The following is a 20226-nucleotide window of genomic DNA, read 5'->3' on the forward strand; positions in this document are numbered from 1 at the left end:
CATGCCGTCATTTGCGGTAAGACGTTCACGCTGATTGTTTGTAAATGAAAGCCTCATTGACCTTGGCACAATATCCCAACAGTGATAACTCTTATACCAAGAGCTTGGGCGTTTGTGCTAAAATCGCTTGCAAAATTATTTTACTCAATTCTATCCGTCAGTAAGGAGCCGCTGTGAGCCAGCCATCTCAAACAGCCGATATTCGCCAAGCCTTTATCGATTTTTTTATCAGCAAGCAGCATACCCAAGTGTCATCGTCTAGCTTGATTCCGCACAATGACCCGACACTGTTATTTACCAACGCGGGCATGAATCAGTTTAAAGAAACCTTTTTGGGCATGGAAACGCGCGACTATACGCGTGCGGTGACCTCGCAAAAATGCGTACGGGCTGGCGGCAAACACAATGATTTGGACAATGTGGGCTATACCGCGCGCCACCATACGTTTTTTGAGATGCTCGGTAACTTCTCGTTTGGCGATTACTTCAAAAAATCTGGTATTGAATATATCTGGGAGTTTTTGACCTCAGATAAGTGGTTGGCCATTGATAAAGACCGTCTGTATGTGACCATTTACGAAACGGATGATGAAGCGTTCGATATTTGGCATCATGACATCGGCATCCCAAGCGACCGTATTATCCGTATTGGTGATAATAAAGGCGCGCCTTACGCGTCAGATAACTTTTGGACCATGGGCGACACCGGTCCTTGTGGCCCATGTACCGAGGTCTTTTATGATCATGGTGCCGATATCGAAGGCGGCCTGCCGGGTACGCCTGAGGAGGACGGCGACCGCTATATCGAGATTTGGAACTGCGTCTTTATGCAGTTCAATCGCCAAAAAGACGGCACCATGTTGCCGCTGCCTGCGCCAAGTGTCGATACGGGCATGGGGCTTGAGCGTATCAGCGCCATTATGCAAGGCGTCCATAGCAACTATGAGATAGATCTATTTGTACATCTAATGGAGGCAGCGGCTAAGATTTTAGAGATTGACAATCAGCAGCAGTCATCACTCAAAGTCATCGCCGACCACATCCGGGCAGTGGCGTTTTTGATTGCAGATGGCGTCACGCCAAGCAACGAAGGCCGCGGTTATGTACTGCGCCGTGTCATTCGCCGCGCAGTACGTCATGGCAACAAACTGGGCGCTGATAGTGAGTTTTTCTATAAAATGGTCGCGCCTTTAGTGGCAGAGATGGGCGACGCTTATCCCGAGCTAAAAGACAAACAAAGCGCGATCGAGAGCGCCATTCAAAAAGAAGAAGCGCAGTTTGCTAAGACACTGGCGCAAGGTCTGCGCCTGCTCGCCTCTGAGCTTGAAGGCCTAAAAGATGGTGATATCCTCTCTGGCGAAGCGGCGTTTAAGCTTTATGATACCTACGGCTTCCCGCTTGATTTGACAGCTGACATCACACGCGAGCGCGGTATCGCCATCGATGAGGCTGAGTTCGATGAGCACATGCAAGCACAGCGCGAGCGGGCTCGGGATGCTGGTAAGTTTGATGTGGACTATAGCAGCGTCATTCAAGTTGAGAGTCCTACTGAGTTTATTGGTTATGAGCAGCTAGAAGAAGATGGCGTGAGCATCGATGCCCTTTATCAAGATGGCAACCCTGCTGAGCGTTTGGCTGAAGGGATGGAAGGCGTCGTGGTTCTTGATCGCACCCCGTTTTATGCTGAAGGCGGTGGTCAAGTCGGTGAGCTGGGCGAAATCCACACCGCAACGGGCGTGTTTGCCGTGCAAGACACCAAAAAATCTGGGCAAGCCATCATTCATCATGGCGTCGTGACCATGGGCGAGATTTGTAGCAAACAAACCGCCAATGCTCAAGTACTCTCAAGCATCCGCGCGGCAAGTGCCAAAAACCACTCAGCCACTCACCTATTGCACGCCGCCCTAAGAGAAGTGCTGGGCGATGCGGTTACCCAAAAAGGCTCATTGGTATCCAGTGAGGTTTTGCGCTTTGACTTTGCGTACGACAAACCTGTCACGCCCGATGAGATTAGCCGTATTGAGCGCCTCGTCAATGAGCAAATTCAAGCCAACACCCCGACCCGTATCGAGCATATGTCCATCGATGAAGCCATGAACCAAGGGGCGATGGCGCTGTTTGGCGAAAAGTATGGCAGTGATGTCCGTGTATTGACGATGGGCACAGAGCGCATTATCGATAGTCAGCGCAAGCCCTTCTCTATCGAGCTGTGCGGCGGTCTGCATGTGCAGCGCACCGGTGATATAGGCCTACTCAAAATCACCAGCGAATCTGGTATCGCCGCTGGTATCCGCCGTATTGAAGCCGTCACTGGCATGAACGCTATCAAAAACATACAGCAAGGCGAGCAGCAACTCAGCGAGCTGGCAAGTCAGCTAAAAGCCAAGCGCCCTGACGTGGCACAGCGTGTACGTACGATGGTCGACAAGCAGCGCGAGCTAGAAAAAGAGCTTGAGCGTTTGCAGCAAAAGATGGCCAGTGCCCAAGCAGCCAACCTACTCGATGAAGTACAGACCATCGCAGACACACCTGTACTCATCAGCACCCTAAGCGGTATCGATGGCAAATCCATCCGTACCCTGATGGATGATATCAAATCCAAACTGCCAGATAGCGTCATTGTCCTGATCGGTGATAAGAACGAGCAATTGGCATTGGCAGCCAGTGTGGCAAAATCTGTCACCGCCAAAATAAAGGCGGGCGATGTTATTCGTCATCTAGCAGGCGAGCTGGGCGGTAAAGGCGGCGGCAAGCCTGACTATGCGCAAGGCGGCGCACCAAAATCTGACAATGCCAAAGCCGTCATCGACGCATTGCCCGCTTGGATTGCCGAGCAGTTAGGTTAGGGCATCTCGGGCATGGCGCTGGGACGAAAAACCCAACAAGCGCCACCTAACCCAAATGCTATCCAGCCTAAATGCTATCTGAGTGTCATAGAGCAATCCTTATCGCATGATGCGGGTTGGTTATGGCCTTCATAACCAATCGCCATGCATCTAAGCACTGCTGGCACTTAACGTTGCTCAGCAGATATGATATAAAGGTCAACGTTTGAACATATCGTTCATTCACTTGCTCAGCAGCACAACGTAGCAAACAGCATAGGGCGCAACTCTTATAATACGGCTTTATCTATGCAGACATTGATTGGGCGTCACATAGATGCACAGCGATGATAAAAAAGGCCATTATTGAATAATAGGTAGATTTTTATGGCGTTAATAGTACAAAAATATGGCGGCACCTCGATGGGCAGTATCGACCGCATAAAAAACGTCGCCAAACGAGTCAAACGCTGGCATGATAACGGTCACCAAGTGGTCGTCGTGGTCTCAGCCATGAGCGGCGAAACCAACCGTTTGATCGATTTGGCACGCCAAACCAGTACCCAACCTGACCCACGTGAATATGACCAAATGGTCTCAACAGGTGAGCAAGTCTCCATCTCGTTGCTTGCGATGGCGCTAAAAGAGCTGGGCGTGGGGGCGCGCTCATTGACGGGTCGCCAAGTGGCGATCAAAACCGATAACGCGTATAACAAAGCCCGTATCGAGAGCATCGATGACGAAAACATCCGCGAACAGCTCGATGCTGGCAATGTCGTCATCGTCGCAGGCTTTCAGGGTATCGACGCAGAAGGCAACGCCACCACCCTAGGCCGCGGCGGCTCTGACACCACCGGCGTGGCGATTGCAGCAGCACTAGGCGCTGATGAGTGTCAAATCTATACCGACGTCGATGGCGTCTATACCACCGATCCACGCGTGACCTCGAAAGCCAAAAAGCTTGAAAAAATTACCTTTGAAGAAATGCTTGAGATGGCAAGCCTTGGCTCCAAAATCCTACAGATTCGTTCGGTAGAGTTTGCTGGTAAATATGGCGTGCCGCTGCGTGTGCTATCTAGCTTTGATGAAAATACTGACGGTAGCTTTGACCAAGAATTTCAAGACAATGTCGGCACCCTAATTACGATAGACGAAGGAGACAGTATGGAACAGGCAATCATCTCAGGTATCGCCTTTAACCGAGACGAAGCAAAAATTGTAGTGCGCGGCGTACCTGATCACCCTGGTATTGCCTCTGCTATTTTAAGCCCGATTGGACGTGCCAATATCGAAATCGATATGATTGTACAAAACCTATCGGATCAAGGCACCACTGACTTCACCTTTACCGTCAACCGTACTGACTTAGACAAAGCCATGAAAGTGCTAAACGACGAGGTCAAAGACGACATCGGTGCCAAAGAAATTTTGGGTAACAGTGAAGTGGTCAAAGTATCTTTGGTCGGTGTGGGCATGCGCTCACACGCAGGGGTTGCAAGCCTGATGTTCCAAACCTTGGCCGAGCACAACATCAACATTCAGATGATCTCGACCAGTGAAATCAAAGTCTCTGTCTTGATTCAAGATCAGCATCTAGAAAAAGCGGTCAAATCATTGCATACAGCGTTCGGTCTAGACCGCGACGATGGCGATAGTAAAATCGCTGGGCTATAATTGACTTCACCATTATTGATGAAACTGTCATTGATTTTAAACCATTAAACCTATCAACTTAGCATCAACGGTTATCAATTAAATCAGTATCAATTACTTTGTCTAATATATTTAATAAAATAGGGTCTTTTCAGATCCTATTTTTATTTTTTATTATTACTAGGCTGCGTATTTACCCAATAGTTTTGTGAAAACCCGTGACAGTAACTGTTATGCCCCCTATAATGGGGGTTTCATTTGGGCTAAATGAATCTACCTATCATCGCCGTTATTGGCACAATCATTATGTTGTGATCAACACATGGTTTGTTTTGTGCTGCGGCGATGTCCTGCAATCGAGAAGTAATCTGATGAGTAATAATCTGTTGATGCGACATAAGGAGTGTGACGCATGTTAATTTTGACACGCCGCGTGGGCGAAACGCTAATGATTGGCGATGAGGTCAGTGTGACTGTCCTTGGTGTCAAAGGCAATCAAGTACGTATCGGTGTAAACGCACCCAAAGATATTGCCGTACACCGCGAAGAGATTTACCAACGTATTCAGCATGAGCGTTCTGTACAGTCGCAAATGCAGCATCTTGAGCAAGGCAACTTTGCGCCTTCATTTGATGACGAAGACTATTTTAATCGTTGAGCGATAAAACTGAACGATTAATCACGAATAATCATTGAGCATCTAGTAGAAGTGTGTTTTTATAAATACGCTGTGTTTTTAGAAGTACTGTCGTTTTTATAATTATATAATCTAATAGGTTTATTTTTTAATCTGCTCTGAGGTCATTTATTTATGAGTATCCGCCAATCAGATGTATCGGCCCTACTTAATGGTTTGGACAAAAAAGCCATTGGATTCAATGATGTCATCAGTTTTATTGATGATTTTTATCGTTATGCCCCAGCGCCTTTTGTCAACGGTATGGTACATAATGCTGCTGGTGAAAACGAAGGCAGTGCCAAGATTTTTGGGTTTGCCAAGCATCATGGCCTAAACCAATTAGACACGCTAAAACTGTTTGGCGAGCATTATGCCAAAGTCCTAGCGACGCCTAACGGTACAGATCATGCCAATATTCGCAACTTTTTACATTGGGGCTGGCAAGGGTTTTTGATGCAAAAAAACCCACTAACGGTTCGCCCTAGTGTGGATACCACTGCACTTTAAAACCTAATCTATCAAACCAAAAAAAGCCACGCTCATGAGCGTGGCTTTTTGCTGTGTGCCCTCTCAGTCAACTCAATACAAAGATAACTTCAATACGCAATCAACTGAGCGCTTATATTGTTTATTACGGTTTGTTTATTGCTTATTGCGAAACTTCACAGGCTGTACCGCGCCTTTGGGATTGGGCATGTTTGGATAGTGATGCTCATGCTCAACATCACACTCTGCCCCAACGACTGAGCCATCGTCTTTTACTGGCTTATGAATATAGCCGGTACGCTCAGCTGGCGGCAGATGCTCGTGTTCCCATACCATCACCGCTTGCATGCAGGTCTCGCGCTGCTCCGCGCTGAGCTTACGACCATCTGGCCATTTACCCAGCTCAATCGCCATACGAAACTTATCGACCACCTCTGGCGTCAAACTCGCTAATATCGTTTCTTTATCCATCGTGCCTACTCTCACTATGTCTGACTGTGTTTTTTACCATCTAAGATTTTTGTGTCTCAAAGACGCTTATTCATCGTCTATGATATCATCATCGACATCCAGACTGAATTCTTCAGCATGGACGTTCCAGTGTAGCTTGGTGCGACAGGCCTCATAAAAATCAAAACCTGGCGGGTGCAGTAGCGTCAATTTGTCGGGGTGCTTACGGATATATAGGCGCTGCTCTTGATCTAAGGGTACGCTTGGCTTGCCATCTGCGCTCACCATCGGCTGGGTGCGGTTGTCTTCATGTATGCGAATACACACCTCACTGTTTCCGCTCACCACAATCGGCCTGCTCGAAAGCGTATGAGGATGCATGGGCACCAAACAAATGGCATCCATACTTGGATGGATGATAGGGCCACCGCCTGATAGCGCGTACGCTGTAGAGCCGGTCGGCGTCGCCGCGATCAAGCCATCACTATGCTGCCGATAGACATCTTGACCATCGATTTTCATCTGAAAGTCGATCATATGGACTGACTTACCGGCATGCAGCACCACGTCGTTGAGTGCCATGTCTTCATGAATGATGTTGCGCCCTTCTCGTATCTCCATGGTCAATAAAAACCGATGATCCAGCTGATAATTACCCATCAGTACTTGGCGCAGTTTAAAGGCCGCCTCGTCCGGCTTTACGTCCGCCAAAAACCCAAGGCGACCACGGTTGACCCCAAGGACAGGCACACGGTAGCGTGCCAACGCCTCGGCCGCATGCAGGATAGAGCCATCCCCACCGACGACGATGACCAAATCACAAATCTCGCCGATCAAGCTGCGTTTGACGATTTTGACTTTTTCGATTTCGGTAAGGTTTAACGTTGGTAAATTGGCGGTTTGCACATCCATGATCAACGTCAAGTTCATGTCATTGATGGTTTGGGCAATTTGCACCAGACTTTGGGTCACACTGCGCTTGCCGGCACGCCCCATGAGGCCAATACGCCGAAAAGCTGGGTTTTTGATGGCGTGGAACAGCTCGGATTCGTGTAAATGTGGCAATCTTGCAGACTGCGCTGAGTTTTCCATAAAAAGACTCGGTATAACGGTAAAATACCAGCTCATGATAGCGATAAATACGTGCTTAGACTAGCATGTTTATGCATTATCGTTGTTAACAGTCGTAATCGACCCCAGATAAAAACCAGCGCACGCTACCACTAAATGAGTTTGTAGACGTGCTTGTTTGGCTACCAAAATGCCGCCACCGCTGGGTGTAGATCAGCGCTTTATAGCGCCGCGCAGCCTTGCTTTTCATCACGCAAACACAGTTGACAATGATGGCGGTTTTGCTAAAGTAGCTGACATTACTATTTTTATATTTAATTAAGGACATATGTATGGCCAATCCTATTGTCAGTCGCGCAGAGCTTGCGATCGGCGGCAACCCAATGACGGTCAAGGGCGTGATTCAAAAGACCAGTCTGCTACTCGGGTTATCTGCCATCACTGGTGTGGGTTTTTTCTTTTATGCACTGATGGCAGGCCTATCACAAGGCTTTATCACGATGGCCGCCATGGTAAGTATGTTTGCCGCGTTTGGTCTTGCCATTTTTATCACCTTTAAACCACAAAAAGCCAAGACGTTTGCTGTCCCTTATGCTCTGTTAGAGGGTGTGTTTTTGGGCGGTATCTCGCTGTTTTTTATGCGCATGTACCCAAGCGTGCCGGTCACGGCGATGTGTGCGACGTTTGTGACGGCAGCGGTGATGCTAGGTCTATACCGCTCAGGGCTGGTAAAGGTTACTGAAAAGTTCCGCTCTATCGTCACCTCAGCGGTCATTGCCATTATGCTTGTCTATGTCGCGCAGTGGGTGTTGTCGTTGGTATTTGGCTCGACCTTACCTTTCTTGTTTGAGGGCGGCGCTATCGCTATTGGTTTTAGCCTATTTGTCATCGTCATTGCTTCTTTTACCTTGCTACTAGACTTCGATAATATCGATCGCGGTGTGGCAATGGGCGTATCAGAGGATTACGAGTGGTTATTTAGTATCGGCATTCTTGCCACGCTAGTCTGGATGTACATTGAGTTTATGCGCTTATTAAGCTATCTACAAGACTAAATGATACATACCGCTATCACCGTGAACAAAAACCGCCTTGGCTAAGGCGGTTTTTTTATGAATAAGCTGATAGAGTCTCAGTGACTCGGTGGCAGCTACGCGCGTTTTAGCCGCAGGGCGTTTAACACCACAAACAAAGAGCTAAGCGACATGCCAATGGCCGCTAACCATGGCGGTACATAACCGAGCGCCGCTGGTATCAGTACACTGCCATTATAAATAAGTGCCCAGCGAAAGTTTTGTTTGATGATGCGTTCGGTTTTATCAGCGATACGCTTGGCTGCGGTAATGGCTTCGATTTGACCATCCAAAACAATACTATCACTTGATACCTGTGCTAAGTCTGCCGCGCCTGCTATCGAGGTTGACACATCGGCAGCAGCAAGCACTGGCGCATCATTGATGCCATCTCCGACCATCAGCACCACCGCCCCTTGTGCCTGTAGGCTTTGGATATGATCGACCTTATCTGTCGGCGACAAACCATTGTAGGCGGCCTGCATGCCCAAACTCTCAGCCATACGCAGCGCTTGCGGGCTTGGGTCACCTGTCAGCATGACGGATTCGATACCCAAATCCTTTAACGCATCGAGCATCGGCTTGGCACTATCACGCACTTTGTCATTAAAATAAAAGCAGGCCAACGCTTGCCATGACGCGCCCACACTTTGCTGACAAGACAACACCACCGCCGAGCTTGCTCGCGCAGCCACCAAGTCAATGTGTCGCCCATGATCTGTACTGTCTAAGGCAAAATCCACATGGCCAATACGATAGCGTACATCATCAATCACCGCCTCAACGCCGCCTGCAGGATAGTACTGCAACAACTGAGTGGTAGGCAGATGCAACTGATACGCTGCGGTCAACAGCGCATGGGCAATCGGGTGACGGCTACCGACTTCTAAGGCGGCGGCTATCGCCAGCACTTTGTCTTTTTGCTCAGCGCGCGTCTGCCCTGCTTGCGCGCTGTCTGGTAACAGAGTCATCAGCTCAATATTTAATAAGTTGGGCTTGCCGTACGTCAGGGTACCTGTTTTATCAAACGCCACATGAGTAATCTCTGCAAGCGTCTGTAGCGTATGTCCACGCGTGGTCAAAAACCCATAGCTTGCCAAACGGTTGGTCGAAACCGTCAAGGCAATAGGCGTGGCCAAAGACAATGCGCAAGGACAAGTCGCCACTAACACCGCAACCGTTGCCCAAATCGCTTGGCTAGGATCGACGATATACCAGCCGACAAACACCAGTACCGACAGTACTAAGATACGCGCCACAAACCAGCGTGCCAGCTTATCCGCTTGCTGAGCCAGTTTGGGTTTTTCGCTCATGGCGCGGTTCATCAGTCTATCGATCAAGCCGATTTGACTGTCTTTTGGCAAGGCGGTAATCAACATCTCAAACGGCTGACTGTCGTTTTGTGCGCCGCCGACGATATAGTCGCCTTGCGTTTTGAGAATCAAATCGCCCTCACCGGTCAACAAACTCTGCGAGACAGTGGCTGTCTGACTGAGCAATATCCCATCACTGATGATCTCAGAGCCCGCCTCTACCAAAATAATATCGCCCACTTGCAAGCTATGCGCAGTGACCATCTGCTTGTCTTCTGTATCGTATGCAGCGTTTGCGCGCTGTGCTTGCCACGCTTGCGCGATGCGCACTGTCATCTGCTGCAGACTGGTATCCATACTTTGGGTAAAGTCCGCGATGGCGTCTGATGCGTCGCCTGTGTCTTTTTGGGCCGCTGCTGCGCTCGCGTCACCAAGTTTAGCAGCACTCGAGGGATTTTTCGCGCTATCTTGTATCGAGAGGCTTTGCTCAAAATGCTGTAATATCTGTGCAGCAGCGTCCTTGTTTTCAGCAATTTTTTGTACCAATACCGGCTCAACCACCACCAAGTCATTGGCCATGGTCGCCGCTTTTAGGCGAGCATTATGCTCGATATAACGCCCCGCCAATAAAAAGAAAATAAACATACTGACCGAATCATAGTATGTCTCGCCTTGTCCAGTGACGGTGGCGTACAGACTGGCAAAAAAAGTGACAACCAGTGCGATACTGACGGGCACATCCATATTCACCTGACGGGCGCGAATCGCAGACCATGCCGAGGTAAAAAACGGAATACCTGCATAAAAGAAAACCGGCGTACTGACAAACAACGACACCCAGCGCAAAAAATCACGCTGAAATATCAGCATATCGCTGTATTCCCCAAAATAAATCGCAACGGCATACATCATCGCTTGCATCGAGCCCAGCGCTGCAATACCCAAGCGCAGGAGCATTTGATTATTATGACGTGCCAGCATCGCCTCGTGGGTGTCTTGACGGTATGGCTTGGCTTCGTAGCCGATCTCGTTGATGACTGCCAAAATACGGCTGATCGGTAGGCGGCTTTCATTCCAGATCACACGCATGCGCTGGTTGGTCAAGTTGACTTGGCATTTGCTAATGCCCTCTAGCTCATCTAAGCGCGACTCAATCAGCCAAGTACAGGCGGCGCAGCGCAGGTTATTGACCGACAGCTCAGCCACCGACATACCGTCTTGTGCGTAGACAAATTGTGATTTGATCTCTTCATGATCATAAGCTTCAAGACGCGTCAGCTGCGTAGGTAGGCTGGCAGTGCGGTTGATCTCTGAGCGGTCCAAATAATACTGCTCAAGCCCAGCCTCTACGATGCTCTCAGAGGCAAGCTGACACCCCATACAGCACATTTCACGCGATTGCCCCAATATCTCAGTATAAAATGGCGGCTCAGGTACAGGGTCTCCGCAGTGAAAACAGTGGCCTGCAAGAGGCAACACCAAACCTTCGGTGATAGAGCTATCTTCATAGCGTTGACTGGTAGATGCCGTTTGTGATGGAACACTAGACATAATCGCCCTTATTTCCTTTAGACAGGTTTGCTCGAACCTTATTTGCTTTAAATTTGCGCTACATAAACTGACTAGGTCGTGTCTGCATTGTAAAAATGCTAATAAAAATGAGATCAATGATCTTCTCAACACTGCCATCGAATACTGTCATCGAACACTATCGCCAAACAACGAAAGAGCGCAGATGATACCGAGATAATGGTGAGCTATCTGATGCCATATGACAATGTTTAGCCACATTTAGCCCATTTAAATGACTATCGATTACATACCGATTGAGCTGAGGACACGCCCTAGCGTTGACGATGCGAAACAGAATTAAAATAGCTGTTTTAACCCATGCTTTGCTTATATAAGTAGGCCACGCGCCCACGGATTCATAAAAATTACATCATGGTCGCCTAGACAAACTGCTATCGTGTGTCAGCAGCTGACATGCTCTTTAGACTGCCCGTAAAATTCTGCTGGTGACGAGAGTATGGCCTGTATCAGCTTAGAGTCTATTAGCTTAGAGTCTATCAACTTAGAATCACTGTGCAGTTTGACTATCGATTATACTATAAGCAGCTCCCTCAAGCAGCGGTAACTACTGACCGCTAAATACCCATGAATACTGTCGTTGACGATGATAGATTGAAAAAGTTGTCAATTTGCGTCATTATGAGGCAGTTTTTTTATCCCAAAACGGTGCGACATCAGTGCAAAAATCCAATTTTAAGCGATCCACTCTCACTTTGCCTCAGTCTTCTAGACCTGCTATCGGCACGCTGCCTTCACAGCAGCGTGGTATCGTCTTTAGTAGTCTGATTTTACTTGTTATCATCGCAGGCATGGTGTTGTTGGCGCTCTATTTGATCAAACTTGATCGCACTATTACTCATAAGTTTGAGGGTAAGCGCTGGGATATTCCGGCCAAAGTCTACTCGCAGCCGCTTGAGCTATACCAAGGGGCAAATGTCGATCGCGAAACGATGAAGACTTGGCTTGAGCTGCTCAATTATCAAAGCAACAAATCCTATGATCGCACAGGGACTTATCACCGCTCGGGCAATACTTATTTTATTCACACGCGCGGCTTTACCTACAGTGCCAATGACAAAGACGCCGAGCAAGTCATTAAAATGACCATCTCAGGCAATAAGATTGCGTCTATTCAAAGCACACTGCCAGCCAAAAGTGGCATCATTCGTTTGGAGCCAGTAAATATCGGCGGTATCTATCCAGACAGCAACGAAGATCGCTTGGTGGTGTCGTTAGATGAGGTGCCGCAGCCATTGATTGATGCGCTGATTGCCACCGAAGATCGGGCGTTTTATGAGCATAAAGGGGTCTCGATACGCGGTATCGCGCGCGCCGTGCTCAATAACTTCTCTGGCGGCTCAATGCAAGGCGGCTCGACCATCACCCAGCAGCTTATCAAAAACTTTTATCTCAACTCAGATCGCACGCTTAAACGTAAGGCCAACGAAGCATTGATGGCGGTTTTATTGGAGCTGCACTACAGCAAAGATGAGATTTTGCAGACGTATCTTAATGAGATTTATTTGGGTCAAAACGGCAACCGTTCTATTAACGGTTTTGGGTTGGCGTCACAGTTTTATTTTGACAAACCCCTAAAAGAGCTGCGTATAGATCAGCAAGCCATGCTGGTCGGTATGGCAAAAGGCCCTAGTATCTATAATCCGCGCCGTCATCCAAACGACTCAAAAGCGCGCCGTGACGTCGTGCTAAACAACATGCTGGCGATGGGTACTTTGAGCCAAGAAGACTACGAAAAAGCTTTGGAACAGCCGCTGGGCGTGGTGGATAAGCCAGTTGAAGGCAAAAGCCAATTCCCCGACTTTTTAGATATCGTCAAGCGTGAGCTAAATACTGTTTATTATTCTGACGATCTCAAAAACGAAGGTCTGATCATCATCAGTACCTTAGACCCTATTGCTCAGTTGGCCGCTGACAAAGCGGTCGATAAAAAACTGAGCGAGCTGCGCCGTAATAGTAGCAAAACCAAAGATCTGCAAGGTGCGCTGGTCAGTGCCAACCCCGAAACAGGCGAGCTGGTCTCTGTGGTAGGCAGTGGCAGTGAGTTTACAGGCTTTAACCGTGCGGTCGACGCCAAACGTCAGGTCGGCTCTTTATTAAAACCAGTCATTTATATGACCGCGCTCGAAAGTGGCCGCTATAACTTGGCAAGTCCAGTAGATGATTCGCCGATTACCGTCACCCTAGGCGATGGCACCAAGTGGAACCCCAAAAACTACTCAAACCGTGATCATGGCTATGTCCCCTTGACCACCGCTCTCGCCAAGTCTTATAACCAAAGCACGGTACGTTTGGGCATGGAGTTTGGTGTCGACACCTTTGCCAGACAGTTGCGTCGTCTGGGTGTACAAGAAAAAATCCCGCCTTACCCTTCAGCATTATTGGGTTCTGTCAATCTAAGTCCCATGGATATGCTCGGTGTTTATCAAGTCTTTGCCACCGGCGGCTTTCGTACGCCCATTCATAGCATTCGTACGGTGATCGACAATCGTGGCCGGATTTTGCAGCGTACGGGGCTAAACACGCAGCGCAGCATCCCGCCTGAGACCAACTTTTTGACCAATTACGCCCTACAACAAGTGGTGTCAAACGGTACGGCCAGACGCGCCCAGTCGCTGGGTAGTCACTTAAATCTGGCGGGCAAGACGGGTACGACCAACAACTATCGCGACGCCTGGTTTGCCGGCTATAGTGGCAACTACGTCAGCGTGGTATGGGTTGGCCGTGATGACAACAAACCTATCGGCTTAAGCGGTGGTACTGGCGCACTACCCGTTTGGATTGACTACATGAAACGCCTGAAGCTGACGCCCGTGGCGCTACCGGAGCCTGAAGGCATCGAGTGGCTCTGGCTAGAAAACAACTCAGGCAAACTCTCTAATGAGCGCTGTGCCGATGCACGCTATTTGCCTGTCTTATCCGCGCACCTACCAAAAGAAGCCAGTGCCTGCGCCCTTGGATTATACCAGCAAGAGCGAGCGCGTGAGCAGCTGCAATGGCAAAGCCAGCAAGGCGTCATCAATCAACAACGTCGCCGCGAAGGTTTGGAGATTCCAAATGGCGAAGCGGTCGATTCTGATAATGATGAGGATCAAGCTGACAGCAATGATGCACAAAGTCGTGCAGATACATGGTATGACCGCGCTGTTGAATGGTTTTAACATTTTGGTAATTTATAAAGAGGCTCTCTATGCTGTCATTGTTCAAACACACTGTCTTAGGTAACCATCGCCTGATGCCAACCTCTATAAGAACCACATTGAGTACCGTTAAGTCCACACGCCGTTTGGTTTTTTCTGGCGCTGTGATAGGTATACTGAGTTTGAGCGCTTGTCAAACGGTACCCAGCACGCCTGCTGGTGCGCACACTTCAGCTAAACAGACGCCATCAGGGGCATCAGGCACCGCCAGCCCTGCGCGACATGACACGGCCTATCCGGTGACACAAGCCCCCATTGTTAAACAAGACAGCACAGGCAGCGCTGGTGCTTACCCAAATGACGGCACTTCTGAGTCAGCAAACCCACTGACAAAAGATACGCCGCAGACCCACCTACCCAGTCAAGGTCCCATCGTCAGTCAGCCAGATGTGGTCATTCTCACGCCTTCTCGTGAAGACTATATGATCTCTGAGCCTGCAGCACCCTCACACAATGAGCTGCTAGAGCGCGCTAGAAAAAACTCACAACAACGCGGCCAGAGTACCACCAGCAATAACAGCGACCTGCCTGCATTTCGCAATCTGATGCAAGCGGGTATCAGTCAGCTCAAAGCTGGCAGCCTGACCAATGCCGAAAACAGTTTTACCCGCGCCCAGCGCTTGGCACCCAGATCCTCTGCCGTCTATTTTTATTTGGCACAAGTTGCGCTAAAAAAGAACCAACCACGTAAAGCAGAAGCCATGGCACGCCGCGGCCTTAGCGTTTCGCAAGACGCCAGTCGTAGACGTGCGCTATGGCAAGTCATCCTGCAATCAGGGCAAGCTCAGGGCAATGGGCGAGTGATTAACGAAGCAAAACGAGCATTGCGTTAATCTGGCGTCAACGTATGACCTCAGCAGCTAAAAGCACGCGCGTAAAATATCGCGAATGAGGTAAAGCCCACCTATCTCAATGGATATCAAGTAGCCATCGTAGCAATACATGAGCTGCTTTTTCACTACTGTTTCTTGTTAAAATACGTATTTATTTTTCTCACTTTTTTCTTTTATTTAAGGGTATCGTTATGGCATGGCAACAATTACATTTACAATGCGAAAAGGCAAACGTTGATTTGGCCGAAGCGCTGCTATTAGAAGCAGGCGCGCTCTCAATCGCGCTCGATGACGCAGGCGATCAACCTTTATTTGAGCCTCTGCCTGGTGAGTCGCCGCTTTGGGACGAGGTTATTTTGACTGGGCTCTTTGATGCGAGCACTGATGACGGCAGTCGGCAGGCCGTCGAGCAGCTAAGCCACGAAATCGCCGCACAAGTACAAGCCAGCCGCATTTGGCTGACCGCTGTCGACGATAAAGACTGGGAACGCGAATGGATGAGCAACTACCAGCCGATAGAATGCGCCAACGACCTTTGGATTGTGCCCAACTGGCTTACGCCGCCGAGCCCCGAGGCGACCAACATCATTATGGACCCAGGTTTGGCGTTTGGTACTGGCTATCATGCCACCACGCGTTTATGCCTCGACTGGCTCACAGAGCAAGACCTAACAGACAAGGTAGTGATTGATTATGGCTGCGGCTCAGGTATTTTGGGCATCGCCGCCTTGCTGCTAGGCGCACGAAAAGTCTACGCTGTCGATATCGATCCACAAGCAGTGCTGGCCACCAATCAAAATGCAGAGCGCAACCAAGTTGGTGATCGTCTGCAAGCATTTTTGCCAGAAGCATTTAATAAATACTGTGCTGAGCATAAGGTTGTGCCAGTCGAAGTACTGGTCGCCAATATTTTGGCAAAACCCCTGATCGGCTTAGCCCCGTACTTTGCTACATTAGTCAAACCCAGCAGCCGTATCGTACTGGCAGGCTTGATTGAATCGCAAACCGACGACGTCGTCGCCGCCTATCAGCCTTACTTTGCTATGGATCCTAAGCATGCTTTTACTGACCAAGAAGACCAGCACTGGCAACGATTATCTGGTACATTTACAGGCTAGCAACATTTAATTACATCTGTTACGATAGAGGGCAGTCAAATGTTATGTGTTTGACGCCACTCTGTCCTTGCCCATGATTCATACATGAGATATTTTGTTAATGCGCAGTATATACCCCATAGGCAGCTGTTGGTGAGTGGAAAAGCGGTATTGATCACCATAATTTTTTGGACTCGACCCTATGACCACGCCCATAAAAACTCAGTGCCCCCATTGTCATGCTTACTCTAAAGTACAACAAACCCAATTAAACAAAGTAAACGCCACTGTCAACTGCGAGCAGTGTCATCAGAGCTTCTTGGTCAATCAGCACCTCATCGTCACCGCCGACACCCCTCACGCTGCAGCCCATACCGCCACTTCTACATCAAACAAAGCCGCCGCTCACAATGAGCTTATTCACGACGATTTGATTCATGATGACCTGATCCATGACGACCTCATCCACGATGAGCTGATTCATGATGACATGGATATAGGGGAGTCAGAAACCGACTTATTAGAGTACGATTCGCTCGACAGTATGGATGCATGGCTAACACAGGCGAGTCATCTCACCCATACCTCCAACCAGCAGCCATCTGCAGCGCAGACAAGCCCGGACTCATCGGCACAAGCAGCGCTAAGCTCTGCCGCCGCCAATGATATTCATGCCAATGTCGATGACAATGCGGACAATGCTTGGCTTGAGGCGTTGTTGAAAGAAGAAAGCCAAAACACACACAAACCACCAGACAACACCGACCTATCACAAATCTTACAAAAAATGGGCGTGCCGTTTAGTGACGAAGAAAAAAGCCAAAACGCCCGTATAAAAGAGGCGCAAGCAAGGTTTTCACCAACGCCTGCGCGGCGCTCAGTGGCATCATTACTATGGACCCTTGGTTGCTTGGTATTAGCGCTGCTCTTATTGGCGCAATATGTCATCTTTAATATAGACACCTTGGTCAAAGACCCTGCCCACGCCGAGCGCCTACACCGCATCTGCTCTGTTGCCGTTTGTAGCTTGCCTAGTGCGGACTTAACAGCATTGAGCATGAGTCATATTACTCACCAAAAAAGCCGTATCAACACCACAGGTGCGTTTAGCGATGTCAGCGCCGCCCTTTATAATCAAAGTACCAAAGCGCAGCTCTATCCGAGCGTCAAGGTCAGTGTGTACGGCAAAGATACTATGATTGGTGAGTTTATCGCAGCGCCAGCAGATTACTTATTAGGCAAGCAAAAACAACTCGCCGCCAATAGTCAGCAACAGTTATTGTTTACCATCCCTGTGGCCAATACTCAGATTCGCGACGTTCAGATAACGCCTTTGTATTAAGGCCTGTGTTTGTCAAATGGTTAGGGTATGTTTTGCCTATGCCGACAGATACTACGAAAAATAACGCTTCATTGAGCGACTTGACGATCATGTATTTGATGACTAGGTACTTGATAACTGGGTATCGGATATAACCTCGAATCTATCAGCGCCAAAGGCCATTAATTTGATATAATACCCTGATATCTGATGGTTTGATTTTCTCTAACCCAAGGACTTTATCTTATGGCACCTCATGCACAGCATAATGCCCACCATTTTGCTACCAGCTCTGAGCATCCTGCCGACTACTCCAAACCCCATACCCACACTGCTCATGAGCCGCTGCGTGTACATGTTGAGCGTGTGGTGCGCCAGTACTTTGCCTTGTTAGGTGATGAGGTGCCAACCGACTTATACGAGCTGATCTTAAGACAAGTTGAAGAACCGCTACTGTCGGTCGTCCTCGAACAAACGCGCGGCAATCAAACCAAATGCGCCCAAATCCTCGGGCTAAATCGCGGTACACTACGCAAAAAACTCAAAACTTATGACTTAATGTAGCATCAGCTATATGCGCCTATCTATTTTGATTGACAATCATTATGCAGGGCAATTGAGCGGTGATGATCTCAGTTTTTTTGAGGTTATCTGCCACCATTGTCGTTATCATCTTGCCAGACGTTGATGTCGGGCTTTTTTTATGGAAGTTTTTTTATGAGTACAACCCCACTCGCCTTATTATCAGTCTCTGATAAATCCAATATCGTTGAATTTGCTCAAGGTCTCATCAAGGCAGGCTTTGGTTTGTTATCTACTGGCGGTACGTATCGGCTACTCACCGAAAATAACGTCGCTGTAACCGAGGTCTCAGACTATACTGGCTTTCCTGAGATGATGGACGGCCGCGTCAAGACACTACATCCTAAAATCCATGGCGGTATCTTAGGTCGCCGCGGGACTGATGATGGCGTCATGAGTGACCATCAAATCGAGCGTATTGATCTGGTGGTGGTAAACTTATATCCATTTGCGCAAACCATCGCGCGCGCCGATGTGACCATGGCTGATGCTATCGAAAACATCGATATCGGCGGCCCTACTATGGTACGGGCAGCAGCAAAAAACCATGCCCATGTCGGTATCGTCACGGACCCTGCTGACTATGAGCGCGTCCTTAACGCTCTCGGTGACAGCACTGAGCTGACTTCGGCGCTGCGTTATGACTTAGCGGTCAAAGCTTTTGAGCATACCGCACAGTATGACGGTATGATTGCCAACTTCTTGGGCAGCCGCCTCAGCGCCACGCAAGAGCCAGAAAACTTCCCACGTACCTTTAACGTGCAGCTCGAAAAAGCACAAGACTTACGTTATGGTGAAAACCCGCATCAAAACGCCGCTTTTTATGTCGAAAACCACCCATTAAAGAGCCAGCAAGCCTCTATCGCGACCGCCACGCAGTTGCAAGGCAAAGCGCTGTCGTATAATAACATCGCCGATACAGATGCCGCACTGGAGTGTGTCAAAGCCTTTAGCTCGCCTGCTTGTGTGATCGTCAAACACGCCAACCCTTGCGGCGTGGCTGTGGATCAAGACCAAGTTGCTGCATACCAAACGGCCTTTAGTACCGACCCTGAGTCTTCTTTTGGTGGCATCATTGCCTTTAACCGTCCCTTGACGCTAGCTGCGGCTAAAGCGATCATTGACAATCAGTTCGTCGAAGTTATCATCGCACCAAGTATCGAAGAAGGTGTCCTCGATATCACAGCCAGCAAGAAAAACGTCCGCGTCTTGGTATGCGGCGAGCTGCCAGCACCAGACCAACGCGACGCTCAGCTTGATTATAAGCGCGTCAATGGTGGCCTACTCGTACAAGAACAAGACCTTGGCTTAATCACTGCCAATGATCTAAAAATTGTCACCGATGTACAGCCAACAGAGGCGCAGATTGCAGACTTGCTATTTAGCTGGAACGTCGCAAAATATGTCAAATCAAACGCCATTGTCTATGCCAAAGCTCAGCGCACCATCGGTGTTGGTGCCGGTCAAATGAGCCGTGTCAACTCAGCCCGTATCGCCGCCATCAAAGCTGAACACGCAGGACTTGCCACCGAAGGCGCGGTTATGGCCTCAGATGCCTTCTTCCCATTCCGTGATGGCATCGATAATGCAGCGGATGTCGGCATCTCTGCTATCATTCAGCCGGGTGGCTCGATGCGCGATGACGAAACCATCGCAGCGGCCAATGAGCATGGTATCGCCATGGTGTTCACAGGTATGCGTCATTTCCGCCACTAGTCTTTTGTAACTGAGCCGGCGCGCATGAGGCGGGTCGGTTTTGATTGCTAAATTACAGGTTGTCTCGTCCTAAAATAGATTGATAGTTTTTTTGCTAAGTCAGATACCTTATGTATCTGGCTTTTTTACATTAAGCAGGACATAAATAGCTATCATGTACCTCAGCAGGTGTTCTCATATTTAAGCTTAAATGCGGTCTAACATGATTATAGACATAAACAGACTCATCAATCAGCTGTTTAAGCTCACTTATCGTATTGCATTCATACAACAAGAACTCATTCTTTAAAATACCATTGACTCGCTCAGCCAACGCATTTTGATAACAATCATAACC

The 20226-nt window shown here is 48.7% G+C and carries 15 protein-coding genes and 1 pseudogene; 11 read left to right on the forward strand and 5 right to left on the reverse strand.

The features are described 5' to 3' along the window. Positions 1–173 precede the first annotated feature (173 nt). From alaS to CAP50_RS08895, 4 genes and pseudogenes are all read left to right on the forward strand, one after another. A complete protein-coding gene (gene alaS, locus CAP50_RS08880; protein ID WP_075101714.1) occupies positions 174–2846 on the forward strand; it encodes an alanine--tRNA ligase in 2673 nt (890 codons plus the stop codon). A 366-nt stretch (positions 2847–3212) separates the two neighbouring features. Next, the gene (locus tag CAP50_RS08885) at positions 3213–4499 is read left to right on the forward strand and encodes an aspartate kinase (RefSeq protein ID WP_100749773.1); all 1287 of its coding nucleotides are present in this window, start codon (positions 3213–3215) and stop codon (positions 4497–4499) included. 391 nt (positions 4500–4890) lie between these two features. Continuing rightward, positions 4891–5058: pseudogene (gene csrA, locus CAP50_RS08890) on the forward strand (carbon storage regulator CsrA); the annotation flags it as partial. 231 nt (positions 5059–5289) lie between these two features. Beyond that, on the forward strand, positions 5290–5664 hold the full coding sequence (locus CAP50_RS08895; RefSeq protein ID WP_075101716.1) for a HopJ type III effector protein: 375 nt from the start codon (positions 5290–5292) through the stop codon (positions 5662–5664). A gap of 135 nt (positions 5665–5799) precedes the next feature. On the opposite strand, the gene CAP50_RS08900 is transcribed toward CAP50_RS08895, so the two are convergent. From CAP50_RS08900 to CAP50_RS08910, 3 genes are all read right to left on the reverse strand, one after another. After that, positions 5800–6114, reverse strand: coding sequence for a YeaC family protein (locus tag CAP50_RS08900; protein WP_075102644.1), 315 nt, complete (start codon positions 6112–6114; stop codon positions 5800–5802). A 66-nt stretch (positions 6115–6180) separates the two neighbouring features. Beyond that, on the reverse strand, positions 6181–7185 hold the full coding sequence (locus tag CAP50_RS08905) for an NAD(+) kinase (RefSeq protein ID WP_075102645.1): 1005 nt from the start codon (positions 7183–7185) through the stop codon (positions 6181–6183). 85 nt (positions 7186–7270) lie between these two features. Then, on the reverse strand, positions 7271–7492 hold the full coding sequence (locus tag CAP50_RS08910; RefSeq protein ID WP_075102646.1) for a hypothetical protein: 222 nt from the start codon (positions 7490–7492) through the stop codon (positions 7271–7273). Positions 7493–7496: 4 nt separating this feature from the next. Here CAP50_RS08910 and CAP50_RS08915 point away from each other — a divergent pair, with 4 nt between their 5' ends. Continuing rightward, the gene (locus CAP50_RS08915; protein WP_075102647.1) at positions 7497–8219 is read left to right on the forward strand and encodes a Bax inhibitor-1/YccA family protein; all 723 of its coding nucleotides are present in this window, start codon (positions 7497–7499) and stop codon (positions 8217–8219) included. A gap of 95 nt (positions 8220–8314) precedes the next feature. On the opposite strand, the gene CAP50_RS08920 is transcribed toward CAP50_RS08915, so the two are convergent. Beyond that, positions 8315–11101 (reverse strand): heavy metal translocating P-type ATPase, encoded by a 2787-nt coding sequence (locus CAP50_RS08920; RefSeq protein ID WP_075102648.1) that lies wholly within the window; start codon positions 11099–11101, stop codon positions 8315–8317. A 698-nt stretch (positions 11102–11799) separates the two neighbouring features. Here CAP50_RS08920 and mrcB point away from each other — a divergent pair. The 6 genes from mrcB (at position 11800) to purH (ending at position 19889) form a co-directional block, all read left to right on the forward strand. After that, complete coding sequence (gene mrcB / locus CAP50_RS08925) at positions 11800–14301, forward strand: penicillin-binding protein 1B (protein ID WP_075102654.1); 2502 nt, start codon at positions 11800–11802, stop codon at positions 14299–14301. Positions 14302–14330: 29 nt separating this feature from the next. After that, entirely contained in the window at positions 14331–15173 is an 843-nt protein-coding gene (locus CAP50_RS12620) for a tetratricopeptide repeat protein (protein WP_075102649.1), read from the forward strand. A 191-nt stretch (positions 15174–15364) separates the two neighbouring features. Continuing rightward, positions 15365–16291: a 50S ribosomal protein L11 methyltransferase gene (gene prmA / locus CAP50_RS08935; protein WP_075102650.1), complete on the forward strand. Its 927-nt coding sequence runs from the start codon at positions 15365–15367 to the stop codon at positions 16289–16291. Positions 16292–16472: 181 nt separating this feature from the next. Continuing rightward, positions 16473–17612 carry a DUF3426 domain-containing protein gene (locus CAP50_RS08940; protein WP_075102651.1) on the forward strand — a complete coding sequence of 380 codons (1140 nt, stop codon included), beginning with the start codon at positions 16473–16475 and terminating at the stop codon, positions 17610–17612. A gap of 225 nt (positions 17613–17837) precedes the next feature. Continuing rightward, positions 17838–18155 carry a DNA-binding transcriptional regulator Fis gene (gene fis / locus CAP50_RS08945; protein WP_075102652.1) on the forward strand — a complete coding sequence of 106 codons (318 nt, stop codon included), beginning with the start codon at positions 17838–17840 and terminating at the stop codon, positions 18153–18155. A 153-nt stretch (positions 18156–18308) separates the two neighbouring features. Next, positions 18309–19889 carry a bifunctional phosphoribosylaminoimidazolecarboxamide formyltransferase/IMP cyclohydrolase gene (gene purH, locus CAP50_RS08950; RefSeq protein WP_100749774.1) on the forward strand — a complete coding sequence of 527 codons (1581 nt, stop codon included), beginning with the start codon at positions 18309–18311 and terminating at the stop codon, positions 19887–19889. Positions 19890–20019: 130 nt separating this feature from the next. On the opposite strand, the gene CAP50_RS08955 is transcribed toward purH, so the two are convergent. Next, positions 20020–20226, reverse strand: a 207-nt coding sequence (locus tag CAP50_RS08955; protein WP_153045439.1) for an integrase core domain-containing protein, incomplete at its 5' end; no start/stop codon positions are given.

Source organism: Psychrobacter sp. L7, assembly GCF_002810365.1.
Taxonomy (GTDB): Bacteria; Pseudomonadota; Gammaproteobacteria; order Pseudomonadales; family Moraxellaceae; genus Psychrobacter; species Psychrobacter celer.

Excerpts from the sequence above, each read along its gene's own strand:
- CAP50_RS08885 (WP_100749773.1), top strand. The coding sequence starts at position 3,213 with ATGGCGTTAATAGTACAAAAATATGGCGGCACCTCGATGGGCAGTATC.
- CAP50_RS08895 (WP_075101716.1), top strand. The coding sequence starts at position 5,290 with ATGAGTATCCGCCAATCAGATGTATCGGCCCTACTTAATGGTTTGGAC.
- CAP50_RS08900 (WP_075102644.1), bottom strand. The coding sequence starts at position 6,114 with ATGGATAAAGAAACGATATTAGCGAGTTTGACGCCAGAGGTGGTCGAT.
- CAP50_RS08905 (WP_075102645.1), bottom strand. The coding sequence starts at position 7,185 with ATGGAAAACTCAGCGCAGTCTGCAAGATTGCCACATTTACACGAATCC.
- CAP50_RS08910 (WP_075102646.1), bottom strand. The coding sequence starts at position 7,492 with ATGTCCTTAATTAAATATAAAAATAGTAATGTCAGCTACTTTAGCAAA.
- CAP50_RS08915 (WP_075102647.1), top strand. The coding sequence starts at position 7,497 with ATGGCCAATCCTATTGTCAGTCGCGCAGAGCTTGCGATCGGCGGCAAC.
- CAP50_RS08920 (WP_075102648.1), bottom strand. The coding sequence starts at position 11,101 with ATGTCTAGTGTTCCATCACAAACGGCATCTACCAGTCAACGCTATGAA.
- CAP50_RS12620 (WP_075102649.1), top strand. The coding sequence starts at position 14,331 with ATGCTGTCATTGTTCAAACACACTGTCTTAGGTAACCATCGCCTGATG.
- prmA (WP_075102650.1), top strand. The coding sequence starts at position 15,365 with ATGGCATGGCAACAATTACATTTACAATGCGAAAAGGCAAACGTTGAT.
- CAP50_RS08940 (WP_075102651.1), top strand. The coding sequence starts at position 16,473 with ATGACCACGCCCATAAAAACTCAGTGCCCCCATTGTCATGCTTACTCT.
- fis (WP_075102652.1), top strand. The coding sequence starts at position 17,838 with ATGGCACCTCATGCACAGCATAATGCCCACCATTTTGCTACCAGCTCT.
- purH (WP_100749774.1), top strand. The coding sequence starts at position 18,309 with ATGAGTACAACCCCACTCGCCTTATTATCAGTCTCTGATAAATCCAAT.